Source organism: Nocardia sp. bgisy118 (assembly GCF_057708605.1).
The window spans coordinates 15,304-27,264 of sequence record NZ_JBYISM010000021.1 but is presented as its reverse complement, the minus strand read 5'-3'; the positions used below and the strand labels follow the sequence as shown (position 1 = coordinate 27,264).

Here is an 11,961-nt window from a genome sequence, read left to right as displayed (position 1 = left end):
CGGTGCTTCCTCCACGGGGTTCATCGGGGCGTGAGCTCGGTGCCGACCAATTCCCTGCTGACGCGCAGGAACTCGTCGTTCTCGGCGGCCAAGCCGATGGTCGCGCGCAGATAGCCGGGAATGCCGACGTCGCGGATGAGCACGCCGCGGTCCAGGTACCGCTGCCAGGCGTGCGCGGCGTCGGCGAACCGGCCGAACAGCACGAAGTTGGCGTCGCTCGGCACCACGTCGAAGCCCATCTCGCGCAACGCGGACGCGACCCGGTCGCGCTGGGCCGCCAATTCCGCGACGCTGCCGAGGGTTTCGTCCGCGTGCCGCAGGGCCGCGCGCGCGGCGGCCTGGGTGACCACCGACAGGTGGTAGGGCAGCCGCACCAGCAACATGGCGTCGATCACCGCGGGCGCGGCGACCAGGTAGCCGAGGCGGCCACCGGCGAAGGCGAACGCCTTGCTCATGGTGCGGCTCACCACCAGCTTGGCCGGGAACCGGTCGATCAGCGCGATCGCGCTCGGCGCCGCGGAGAATTCGCCGTACGCCTCGTCGACCACCACGATGCCGGGCGCCGCGTCGAGGATCCGGACCAGGTCGTCCTGCGGGATGCTGTGTCCGGTGGGGTTGTTCGGGCTGGTCACGAAGACCACGTCCGGCTTGCGTTCGGCGATCGCCGCCAGCGCGTAGTCGATGTCGAGCGAGAAATCGGCATTGCGCTCGGCCTCGACCCACTCGGTGTCGATGCCCTCGGAGATGATCGGGTGCATCGAGTAGGAGGGCACGAAACCCAGTGCGCTGCGGCCGGGTCCGCCGAAGGCCTGTAACAGCTGCTGCAGGATCTCGTTGGAACCGTTGGCGGCCCAGACGTTCGCGGTGTCGACCGCGACCCCGGTCTGGCGGCTGAGGTAGGCCGCCAGGTCGGTGCGCAACGCCACCGCGTCACGGTCCGGGTAGCGGTGCAGGTCGGCGGCGGCGGCGCGAATGGACTCGGCGACGTCGTCGACGAGCGCGCGGCTCGGCGGATGCGGGTTCTCGTTGGTGTTCAGCTGCACCGGAACGTTCAATTGCGGTGCGCCGTAAGGCTTCTTGCCGCGCAGATTCTCGCGCAGCGGCAGGTCGTCCAGCCCGATGGACGACCCGGGCGCGGTGAGCTGACCGGTCATGACAGCGTCTCGAATCGCACCGTGACGGCCTGGCCGTGCGCGGGCAGATCCTCGGCGTTGGCGAGCGCGACCACGTGCCCGGCCACATCCTTCAGCGCCGCCTCGGTGTACTCGACGACGTGGATGCCGCGCAGGAAGGTCTGCACGCTCAGACCGGAGGAGTGGCGCGCGCAGCCCGCGGTGGGCAGCACGTGATTCGAGCCCGCGCAGTAGTCGCCGAGGCTGACCGGCGCGTACGGCCCGACGAACACCGCGCCCGCGCTGCGCACCCGGCCCGCGACCGCGGCCGCGTCGGCGGTCTGGATCTCCAGGTGCTCGGCCGCGTAGGCGTTCACCACGCGCAGGCCCTGCTCGATGTCGTCGACGAGGACGGTGCCGGACTGCTTGCCGGTCAACGCCTCTCGCACCCGGTGCGCGTGCTTGACCACGGTCATCTGGGCGCTCAGCGCGGCGTCCACCGCGTCGGCCAGCTCGGCGCTGTCGGTGACGAGCACGCTGGCCGCGAGCACGTCGTGCTCGGCCTGGCTGATCAGGTCGGCCGCCACGTGCGCCGGATCGGCGGTGGCGTCGGCCAGGATGGCGATCTCGGTGGGACCGGCCTCGGCGTCGATGCCGACCAGGCCGCGGCACAGCCGCTTGGCGGCGGTCACGTAGATGTTGCCGGGACCGGTGATCAGGTCCACCGGCTCGAGCTCCGCGCCGTCGGTGTCGACGCCGCCATAGGTGAGCAGCGCGACAGCCTGCGCGCCGCCGACCGCCCACACCTCCTCGACGCCGAGCAGCTGCGCGGCCGCCAGGATGGTCGGGTGCGGCAGCCCGCCGAACTGGGCCTGCGGCGGCGAGGCCACCACCAGCGAACCGACGCCCGCGGTCTGGGCGGGCACCACGTTCATCACCACGCTGGACGGGTAGACGGCGTTGCCGCCGGGCACGTACAGCCCGACCCGCTCCACGGGCACCCAGCGTTCGGTGACGGTGCCGCCGGGCACCACCTGGGTGGTGGTGTCGGTGCGGCGCTGATCGGCGTGCACCGCGCGGGCCCGCGCGATCGACTCCTCCAGCGCGGCGCGCACCGCGGGGTCCAGCTCGTCGAGCGCCTTCACCAGTTCGGCGGCGGGGACGCGCACGGTCGCGGGAATCACACCGTCGAACCGCTCGCCGAACTCGAGCGCCGCCGAGACACCATGTTCCCGGACCGCCTCCACCACCGGCCGCACCTGATGCAGCACCGAGTCCACGTCGACTCCCCCGCGCGGCAGCGCGGAGCGCAGCTCGGCAGCGGAAGGAGTACGACCGCGCAAATCGACGCGGGCGAGCTCGATGCGGGATGTCATGTCGGTGTCGATCCTTGTCTCCAGCTGGTCACAACAGGAAAGTTGCCGCTACCAGCCTAGTGGACGCCGCCGGACGTCTTCTTCCCGCACACGCGGACGGTCCAGTGATCACCCGCAGCGGCGGCGCAGCTCGGCGACTCCCTCCCCTTCGAGTTCGTCGAGCACCTGCGTGCGTCCGACGACGGCGAGCGCCAGCGCCTCGGCGCGACCGCGCACCTCCGGCCCGCTGCCACCGGCCCAGTCCAGGTCCGTGGCCACGAGCCGCAGTCCGTTGCTGCGGTGTCCCGGACGAACGAACGGGTCGGGGTGTTCGAGCGCGCGGCGCAACCGGTCGGCCGGGATCGTGCGGGGGCGGCCGAGCGGGCGGCGAATGTCCTGCTGGTGCACGAACAGGTCGGCCAGCACCAGGGCGGGGCCGAATCGCGACAACGTCCCGGCGGCGTTCTCGAACATGTCGATCAGCTGGGCGGTGGACAGCGCCCGCGCCTTGTCGACCAGTCGGCCGTTCACCCGATCGATGGAGAACCCGCACCGGACGACGACGCCACCGTAGGCCAGCGGGGCGATCGTGTCGTACAGCAGATGCCCGACCACATCACGGACCGACCACCCCGCGCACAGCGACGGCGTCTCCCAGTCCTCCGCGCGCAGGTCGCGCAGCAACTCGACGAGATCGGCGCGTTCCGCGGCCAGCATCCCCCTGATCTCCATGACGAAAGACTAACGGCGGCACCGTAGCCGTGGCCATTGCGACTCCTCGCGGCGACTCCGACGCCGCCCGCGGCTCAGCGGGTTTCGCTGTCGATCAGCAGGCGACCGCCGCCGTCGACGACCCGCAGCACCAGCCCCTTGGACTCGCCCTCCACCGTGAGATTGGCCAGCCGCATGTCCACCGAGCCGTCGGGGTTGTTGGAGCCGGAGGCGGCGTTGATGCCGGAGAACGTGTCGACGATGCGCGAACCCCAGTACTCGCGGAACGCCTGTTCCCCGCCGTAGGCCTTCTGCGCCGCCGGGGTGAGCAGCGACCAGGACCCGCCCGGGTTGTTGTAGAAGTTCACGATCAGCTGACCGGCCGGTCCCCATTCGACGGTGCCCGCGCTCGGCGTGCGGCCCAGCGCCGGGGCCGTCGTGGTGGCGCCGCCGGTGGCCGTGGCGCTCGCCGACGGCGGAGTCGCCTGCGCCGAGGGCGAGTTCGACTCCGACTGGTTCAGGCTGCCGATCAGCAGCGCGGCCACGGCGACCACCGCGCCGACGACACCGCCGATGAGCACCGCGCGCCGCTTGCCGCCCGAGGAGGACGCCGGACGCGGCTGGGCCGCGGTCCTGGGGTGCGCGGCCGTGTTCGGGTGCGCGGCGGCGTGCTGCGGCGGCGGCAGCGGGCGGACGTGCCGTTCGGTCGGCTGGTACGTGGGCTGGGGCACCGGGGTGCGCAGCGCCCGCGTCGCCGCATCCGAAGCGGACTGGCGCGCGAAAGCCTCACTGGCCGGGACGAATCCGGCGGGCACCGCGGCGGAGTCGGCGAAGGCGGCCAGCGTGTCGCGCGCGACGCGCATGCTCGGCCGTTCCTGGGGGTCCGGATTCAGCAGCGCGAGCAGGAAGTCGGTGGCCTGCCCCGCGTTTCGCGGCTCGCTGACCTGACCGTTGGCCGCGGCGTAGAGCACCGCGAGCGGATTCGCGCTCGCGCCGTAGGGCGGTTCGCCCTCCAGCGCGTGAAACAGCGTGGCGCCGAGGGAGAACACGTCGGCGGCCGGGGTCGGGTCGGCGCCGCGGGCCACCTCGGGAGCGAGGTAGGCGGCGGTACCGCAGATCAGGCCGGTCTCGGTGAGCGTGACGTCGCCTGCGGCGCGGGAGATGCCGAAATCGGTGATTTTGACCGTGCCGTGGTCGTCGAGCAATATGTTGCCCGGCTTCACGTCGCGGTGCACGATGCTCGCCTGATGCGCGGCGATCAGCGCCGAGGCGACCTGCTCGCCGATGCGTGCGACCTGAGTCAGCGGCAGCGTGCCCTGCGCGGAGAGCACCGCGGCCAGACTGCGCGACTTCAAGTACTCCATCACCAGGCACGGGTCGCCCTCGTGTTCGGTGATGTCGAACACCACGATCGCGTTCGGGTGCTGGAACCGCGCGGCGTTGCGGGCCTCGCGGATCGCGCGCTGGCGCGTGACTTCGCGTTCGGCCTCCGGCAGGCTCGCTTTAATGTGGATCTGCTTGATCGCCACGGAACGCCGGAGTCGCTCGTCGGTGGCACGCCAGACGACACCTGTGCCGCCGCTACCAATCCGCTCGACCAGGCGGTAATGCTCCGCGATCAACTGACCGGTATCGATGGCGCCTACTCCGAACCTTCTCGAAATCGTGACATCCCGCATATTGACCGCTGACGCGGCCCGCCGACGAGTGTAGCGGGCGTGCGGAGCGCGGTCCGCGCCAGCCGGGATATATCCGCCGCCCAAATCGCCGGAACCGGTCGATAGTACGGGCGCAGGCAGTTTCGCGCACGCCGGAGCGACGGCGGAGCGGCGCGTATGGTGCGAGAACGCCGAAAGATCACCGCGCGCGCAACATCCGTCCCGCGGCGTTCACCGCGGGGGCCGAGCTGCCCGCGTCGCTGACGAACACCGCGAACGCCAGGTCACCGTCGATGCTGACGAACCAGCCGTGCGCGTGGGTGTCGTCGATGTACTCCGCGGTGCCGGTCTTGCCGAGCAGCCCGGGGATGTCACGCAGCTGGGTGGCGGTGCCGCCGGTGACGGTCTCGCGCATCATGGCTTTCAGCTGGTCGTCGACGGTGCCGGGCAGCGGCTCCGGCTGCCGGTCGGCCGTCCCCGGCCTGCCCTGCACCAGGGTCGGCGCGGGCGCCGACCCGTGCGCGATGGAGGCGGCCACCAGCGCCATCCCGAACGGCGAGGCCGTCACCTGCCCTTGACCGATGCTGGACTCGACGCGCTCGGCCGCGGTGTCGGCAGCGGGCACCTGGCCGGTGACCGTGGTCAGGCCGGGTGTGACGTAGTCGATGCCGAGGCCGAGTTGCGCGGCCGCGTTCGTCAGCCCGTCCGGCGGTAGCTTCACGCCCAGCATGCCCATGGTGGTGTTGCAAGAGCGGGCGAAGGCGGTGTGCAGCGGGACCCGGCCGAGGTCGAACTTGTCGTCGTTGGGAATCCGGCGGCCCTCGATGTCCGCGGTGCCTGGGCACGGGAGCACGCTGTCCGGCGTCGCGTCGCCCGCCTGCAGCGCGGCCGAGACGGTCACCGTCTTGAAGGTCGAACCCGGCGGGTAGAGGCCGGTCAGCGCGATCGGTCCCTGCGCGTCGGCGGCGGCGTTCTGTGCCATGGCCAGCACATTGCCGGTGGACGGTTGCAGCGCGACGATCGCGGCGGGCTGCCCGATCGGAGCCAGGGCGTCCTCTGCGGCGCGCTGTAATCCGACGTCGAGCGTGGTGGCGATGTCGGTGGTCTGGCGCGGGTCCTGTCCCGCGATGCGTTCGGTGCCGTTGGGCGTCTTTGCCCGCACGGCCCAGCCCGCCGCCGCGTCCGCGTTCTGCTGCCACAGTTCGGTGAGGCCGGACAGGGTGGGCGAGGACAGGGCCTTGTCGGTGGTCAGCAGCCGGGTCTGCGGGGCGAGGGTGACGCCGGGCACCGCGGCCAGCGCGTCGTTGATCGGGGCGATGTCGGCGGCGCGCAGCGTGATCGCGGTGATCGGTTTGCCCTGCGCGGCGGCCAGTTCCGCCCGCAGGGACTGCGCGGTGATGCCCGGCGCGAGCGGGCCGACCAGGGCTGCGACGGCCGCCGTGTCCGCGCCGGGCGCGAGGTTCACCAGGGTGACGATCTGCTCGGTCATCAGGTTGCCGCCCGCCCCGTCGAGGACCCGGGCGGGTTCGGCGTAGGCGGGTCCGTAGGTCAGCGGGCCCGCGGCGAGGCCGGGTGCCACGGTGGCCGGATCCCAGCGGATCTTCCAGTCGCCGTTCTCGGTCGCCTCGCCGACGGTGGTGTAACTCCACTCGTCCTTGCCGCCTTTGCCCAGCCGCCAGGTGGCGGCCAGGGTGAAACGGTTCTCGTCGGTCGAGCGCACCTCGAAAACGACGTCCTTGCCGAGGCCGTCGTAGAGCTGGTTCAGCGTGTCGGCCGCCTTGCCGGGATCGTCGGTCAGCGCGGCGGCCGCGGCGACGTCGTCGCTGTTCAGCGCGTCGGCGAACTGCCCGGCCACGGTGTCCGGCTGCTCAGGCCCGGAACTGCACCCGGCCAGGACGAGCACGGGTGCCGCGGACAGGAACAGGAGCCTCCGGTGGATGCGCACCCCGCCGACGGTACCGAAATCGTCCGTCGGCGCGGCGTATCCGCGGAGCCGGTGTCGCGGTCAGCGGTCGAGCCAGGGCGCGGCGCTCACCGCGATGACGTCGGCCGGGTCGAGCTCGATGTCGAAGACCTTCGACAGGATCTTGGGCAGTTCGCTCGGCTCCAGTTCACGGGTCTCGCTCGATCCGTCGGGACGTTCGGTGATCAGGGTCAGGCCGTCGAGCACGTGGTGCACGTCGGGCAGGAAGCGCTGGACGAACGGGCGCGTGGTGAACGGCGAGCGCGGCGAGGTGGAGACGAAGTGGTTGCCCACCTCGAAATCGATGTGGTACTGCGGTTCGGTCGTGAAGGTGTAGCGGTCGATCCAGCCGTCGCGCCCGAACTGGTGCAGCACCCACACGTCGGCGTCCAGCTCGCCCGTCGTGCGTTCCAGCCGGAATCGCCACTGCCCCAAGGAGAACTCCGCCTCCCGCTCGACCAGTTCGTAGGGCTCGAGCGGACCGGAGCCGAATCCGACGTCGCAGATCCAGACGCGCTCGTCGTCCGCGGTCGTCACCCGCAGCAGGGCGTGCGTCGAGGGACGCAACCCGCCGGACCCCATGGTCACCCGGCCGCTGAGTCCGGTCACGCCGAAACCGAGTCGTTCCAGCGCGGCGGCGAAGAGCCCGACGTTCTCATAGCAGTAGCCGCCGCGGCGCCCGCGCACCAGCTTGTCCTGCAGGGTGGCCAGGTCCAGCGGGATCGGGCGGCCGAGCACCGGCTCCAGGTTCTCGAACGGAATGGAGGTGGTGTGCAGGCGGACGAGCTCGCGCAGTGTCGCGAGGGTGGGGGCGCGTTCACCGTCGAAGCCGATCCGCGCCAGGTAGGCGTCCAGATCCAGGTCCGCTCCGTTCCAGTGGTACGCCGGCTCCGCTGGCTTGCTCATCTCACGCCTCTCTTGTCGATGTCGTTCCGAACAACTGGATCGAGGCGGGAACTGTTCCGGCAGGCCGCGATCTCAGGCGGCGCAGGTGGCGTTCGCGGGCGCGGGCGGCGCGGTCACGATGCCGCGCGCCACGTCGACGACATAGTCGCGGTCCGGCCCCTCCACCGGTTCCGCGCGATACCACTGGGTCGCGGCCACTAGGTCGCGCCAGCCCGCCCACAGGTTCCATTCCCCGGTGCGCCACACACTGGTGGCGCTGCGCAAGTTCATGGACAGGAAGGGCGCGCCGGTGCGGCGGGCGATGGCGGTGAGGTAGTCGGCGTGGTCGGCCGAGGAGCCGTCGTGGCCGTGCATCGCGACGACCAGGTCGCGTGGCGGCAGATCGCCGGGCACGCAGCGATACGGCTCTTGGACCCGGCCGGTGGCCTCCTCACCGTCCACTGGCAGCGCCACTGCGCGCACATCGATTCCGCCCCGGCAGCCGGGTTCGGCCGAAACCGACGGCGGCGCAAGGACCGTCGCGCCCCACAGCAGGCAGCACACCGCAAGCACTCCGTATCCGCGCCTCGTCTTCGGAATGATGCCACGCCGCTATGGGCGCGACACCGCTGTGCGTCAGGTCGTGACCGGCGGCCTGCGCGATGCCCACACCCGGCGCAGGACCCGCGAACGACCGGCGACCGAACAACTTTCGGAAGGGCGTCCTCCCGCCGCGGGGTCTGCTACGGTGCCGATCGTTCCAGTCGGAGTTCGGCGCCGCGCGGGTCCGCGGCGGCCGGGCCCTCTTTCCGGGAGTTCGTCCATGTCCTTCATCAACAAGCTGATCTCCAACGCGCACACCGTCAGTCGGCTGATGGACGTGGTGGACAAGGCCCCGCAGTGGCGAAAGCAGCTGCTGGCCAAGAAGAACGAACTGCGCGGCGGCTCCTTCCGCGACGCGGCGATGGGCATGTGTGCCCTGGTCGCCGCCGCCGACGGGACCATCGATCCGGACGAGCGGATGCGGGTCGCGGGGCTCATCTGCGCCGATCCGGTGTTGAACAACTTCCCCGCCGACGAGCTGCGCGCGCTCTTCGACGACAACTGCCATCGACTCACCGCCGATCCGGCCTTCGGCCGCGCCCACGTCATGCAACAGATCGGCAAGGCGGCGGGCAAGCAGACCGAGGCCGAGGCCGTGGTGCAGATCGGCATCATGATCGGCAATGCCGACGGGTCCTTCGACCAGGCCGAGATCGCGGCGGTGCGGGAGGCCTGCCAGGCGCTGCGAGTGGATCCGAGCCGGTTCGGGCTCTGAGGCTCTGTCCTCGCGATTCGGCCGCGCGACGGTCGCAGCGGCCTGTGCGCTGTCGGAATCGGCGCTGCACCGCGCGACGCCGACACCGGCCGAGCCCGCTCTATCGGTTGGCGCCGCGGCGCCGGGTGAGGCCGTGACGGCATCGGCCACCATGTCGTCGCGACGGTCGGATGTCGGAGCCGGTGGCTAGTATTCGCCTATGCGTTCGATAGATGCCGCCGAGCGGCGCGCGCGACTGGGGGTGCGGCACCGGCTGGCGGACACGCACCGCACCGACGACGTCACGAGTATCGCCAGGTCGCTGGTGGTCTTGCACGCCACCGACCCGGCGACGGTGTTCCTCTCCCTCGGCGCGCGCAGCCACCGGGCGACGCCCGCGGACGTGGAGCGGGAACTGTACGAGCACCGGACGCTGCTGCGCATGCTGGCGATGCGCCGGACGATGTTCGTCGCGCCCGTCGAACTGGTTCCGGTGCTCCAGGCCTCCTGCGCGAACGCGTTGGCGGACAAGCAGCGCCGCACCTACGGACGCTTCCTCGAACAGGCCGGATTCGGGGACGGGAAGGTCGCGGACTGGTGGGCCGAGGTCGAAGAGGAGACCCATCGCGCGCTGCTGGCCCGTGGCGCCGCCACCGGCGCGCAGCTCGGCAAGGACGTGCCGCGGCTGCGCACCCAGGTGAATCCCGCACCGGACAAGGCGTATTCGAAGCCGACCAACATCACCACCTGGGTGCTGGTCACCCTGGGCTGCGAAGGCCGCATCGTGCGCGGCCGACCCAACGGCAGCTGGGCCAGTAGCCAGTACCTGTGGTCGCCGGTGGAGTCCTGGCTGCCCGACGGCGTGGCGGAGCTGCCCGCCGACGAGGCGCGCGCCGAACTGGTGCGCCAGTGGCTGGCCGCCTTCGGTCCGGCCCCGCTCACCGACCTCAAATGGTGGACCGGCTGGACCCTCGCCGAGGTCCGCAAGGCGCTGGCTCGTCTGGACATCGCCGAGGTCGACTTGGACGGCTCCCCCGGCCTCGTCCTCGCCGACGACCTCGAACCCGTTGCGGCGCCCGAGGATTGGGCCGCCTTCCTGCCCGCCCTTGACCCGACGTCGATGGGCTGGCAGTCCCGCGACTGGTACCTCGGCCCGCACGCCCCTGCCCTGTTCGACCGCAACGGCAATATCGGCCCCACCATCTGGTGGAACGGCCGCATCGTCGGCGGCTGGGCTCAGCGCAAAGACGGCGAGATCGTCTGGCGACTCCTGGAAGACATCGGCGCCGAAGCCGAAGCCCGCATCGAAGCCGAAGCCGCCCGCACGACCACCTGGTTCGGCGACATCCGCACCATCCCCCGCTTCCGCACCCCCCTGGAACGCGAACTCACCGCCTGACCACCACATCCCGAAACAACCCCACCCGGGGCAACACACACCTTCCACACGCCTCGAACAGGCCGCTGCCACACACCCCGCCTACGCCTCACAAAGGCGTCGCGCCTGCGCAGCGCAGGCAAAGTGGGTGGCAGCTCAGCCAGGGCGGTGGGCAGCCGAACTCGCTAGCGTCGGTCAGCGGGTACTTCGGCCTGTCCACTGCTGCCCCGGACTCGTTCGTCTACCGCGACGCGCGGGGCGAGACCCGCGGAGCGTCGCTGGATGGACGCGGTGGTGGCCAGGGCCACTATCAAGCCCACCAGGGCGTGTCCGCCGCCGCGACGAGCGCGAGCAGCGCCAGCCCCGCCGCCTCCAGCAGCAGGCCGATCCGCACCTGCGCCATCGCCGACGCGGTCATCGAGAAACTCGCCCCGCTGGCGCAGAAACTGCCGACCGCCAGCGCGGCCAGGGCCAGCCCGGTCTGGAAAGCGGTGTAGCCGAGGGTGAATTGCAGCCACAGCGGCAGCACCGCGATGATCCCGAACTCGCCGACGCCGACGACGATCGTGACGACATTGCCGTTGCGGAACGAGGGAACGGCGAACAAGCAGTTCACCAACGCCAGCGAGGTCGGCAGGATCATGGCGCCGCCGACGCCCTGCAGGAAGCGGGCCGCGATGAGCGCGACCCCGGTCGGCGAGGCGGCGGCCAGCAGGCTGGTCACCCCGAAGATCGCCAGCCCGATGACGAAAAGCCTTCGCGCACCGTACAGATCGGCGAGACGCCCGGTGAGCAGCAGCAGCGCCGCGAACACGATGGCGTAGGACTCCTGGATCCACTGCGCCTCGATCGAGGTGATGCCGAGGTCGTCGATGATCGGCGCGATGATCACGTTGACGATGGTCAGGTCGACGACGATCAGGGCGACACCCAAGGCGACGGCGATCAGCCCCAGCCAGCGCCGGGCGGAAGGTGTCTCGGTTTCGGTCGGCAATTTACCTCCATCATCAAGTTACTTTATGATGAAGCTATTCCGCCGCGAGGTAAGTTGTCAATCCGTGCGGGCACGGGCAAGTGCCCATCGAGAAAGGAGTGCCGGTGCCGAACGACCCTGCGGCGCAACGCGAACGGCTCGCCGACGGCCTGCTGTCCTACGGCGCGAGCTTCGCCGAGCTCGGCCGCCGCTTCGCCGCGGACCTCGGCGTGCACTCCACCGATGCGTTCGCCCTGCTGGAGATCACCTCCGCCGAGGTGCTCGGCACGCCGATCTCGCCCGCCCAGCTGAGCAAGCGCATCGCGTTGACCTCGGGCGCGATGAGTTCGCTGCTCAACCGGCTGGAAGACGCGGGCTACCTCACCCGCACACGCGAGCACACCGACCGGCGCGTGGTGACGCTGCGCACCAGCGCACAGGTCAAGGAACGGGCCGACGAGTTCTTCCGCCCGTGCAACGAACGCCAGGACGCGATCCTGGCCGAGTACCCGCCCGAGATCCTGGAGCAGTTCGAGACGCTGCTGCGCCGATTGACGGCGAGCTTGGAAGGCTGACGCGCACCGGCCGGGTCGGCGCGAAGCTGCGCCGCCTGCCGACCGCGGGCGAGT

At 71.0% G+C, this 11,961-nt stretch carries 11 protein-coding genes; 3 read left to right on the top strand and 8 right to left on the bottom strand.

What is annotated here, in order from left to right:
• Positions 1-20: 20 nt before the first annotated feature.
• From AC3EO7_RS24020 to AC3EO7_RS23990, 7 genes are all read right to left on the bottom strand, one after another.
• Positions 21-1,154: a histidinol-phosphate transaminase gene (locus AC3EO7_RS24020; RefSeq protein ID WP_435592446.1), complete on the bottom strand. Its 1,134-nt coding sequence runs from the start codon at positions 1,152-1,154 to the stop codon at positions 21-23.
• Entirely contained in the window at positions 1,151-2,488 is a 1,338-nt protein-coding gene (gene hisD / locus AC3EO7_RS24015; protein WP_357410261.1) for a histidinol dehydrogenase, read from the bottom strand. Before hisD ends, AC3EO7_RS24020 begins: the two co-directional genes overlap by 4 nt.
• Before the next feature lie 108 nt (positions 2,489-2,596).
• Positions 2,597-3,199 carry a maleylpyruvate isomerase family mycothiol-dependent enzyme gene (locus AC3EO7_RS24010; RefSeq protein WP_435592445.1) on the bottom strand — a complete coding sequence of 201 codons (603 nt, stop codon included), beginning with the start codon at positions 3,197-3,199 and terminating at the stop codon, positions 2,597-2,599.
• Positions 3,200-3,273: 74 nt separating this feature from the next.
• Entirely contained in the window at positions 3,274-4,800 is a 1,527-nt protein-coding gene (locus tag AC3EO7_RS24005) for a serine/threonine-protein kinase (RefSeq protein WP_435592444.1), read from the bottom strand.
• A gap of 235 nt (positions 4,801-5,035) precedes the next feature.
• The gene (locus tag AC3EO7_RS24000; RefSeq protein WP_431970662.1) at positions 5,036-6,781 is read right to left on the bottom strand and encodes a penicillin-binding transpeptidase domain-containing protein; all 1,746 of its coding nucleotides are present in this window, start codon (positions 6,779-6,781) and stop codon (positions 5,036-5,038) included.
• Positions 6,782-6,841: 60 nt separating this feature from the next.
• Positions 6,842-7,705, bottom strand: coding sequence for an arylamine N-acetyltransferase family protein (locus AC3EO7_RS23995; protein WP_435592443.1), 864 nt, complete (start codon positions 7,703-7,705; stop codon positions 6,842-6,844).
• A gap of 72 nt (positions 7,706-7,777) precedes the next feature.
• Positions 7,778-8,158 carry a hypothetical protein gene (locus AC3EO7_RS23990; RefSeq protein WP_435592442.1) on the bottom strand — a complete coding sequence of 127 codons (381 nt, stop codon included), beginning with the start codon at positions 8,156-8,158 and terminating at the stop codon, positions 7,778-7,780.
• 349 nt (positions 8,159-8,507) lie between these two features.
• Here AC3EO7_RS23990 and AC3EO7_RS23985 point away from each other — a divergent pair, with 349 nt between their 5' ends.
• Together AC3EO7_RS23985 and AC3EO7_RS23980 are read left to right on the top strand one after the other, a co-directional pair.
• Positions 8,508-9,002 (top strand): tellurite resistance TerB family protein, encoded by a 495-nt coding sequence (locus tag AC3EO7_RS23985; RefSeq protein ID WP_431970659.1) that lies wholly within the window; start codon positions 8,508-8,510, stop codon positions 9,000-9,002.
• 199 nt (positions 9,003-9,201) lie between these two features.
• Complete coding sequence (locus AC3EO7_RS23980) at positions 9,202-10,380, top strand: winged helix DNA-binding domain-containing protein (protein WP_435592441.1); 1,179 nt, start codon at positions 9,202-9,204, stop codon at positions 10,378-10,380.
• A gap of 289 nt (positions 10,381-10,669) precedes the next feature.
• Here the strand turns inward: AC3EO7_RS23980 and AC3EO7_RS23975 are convergent, their stop codons facing one another.
• Positions 10,670-11,353: an MFS transporter gene (locus AC3EO7_RS23975; RefSeq protein ID WP_435592440.1), complete on the bottom strand. Its 684-nt coding sequence runs from the start codon at positions 11,351-11,353 to the stop codon at positions 10,670-10,672.
• 104 nt (positions 11,354-11,457) lie between these two features.
• Between AC3EO7_RS23975 and AC3EO7_RS23970 the strand changes: the two genes are divergently transcribed.
• Positions 11,458-11,907: a MarR family winged helix-turn-helix transcriptional regulator gene (locus AC3EO7_RS23970; RefSeq protein ID WP_431970656.1), complete on the top strand. Its 450-nt coding sequence runs from the start codon at positions 11,458-11,460 to the stop codon at positions 11,905-11,907.
• The last annotated feature ends 54 nt before the right edge of the window (positions 11,908-11,961 follow it).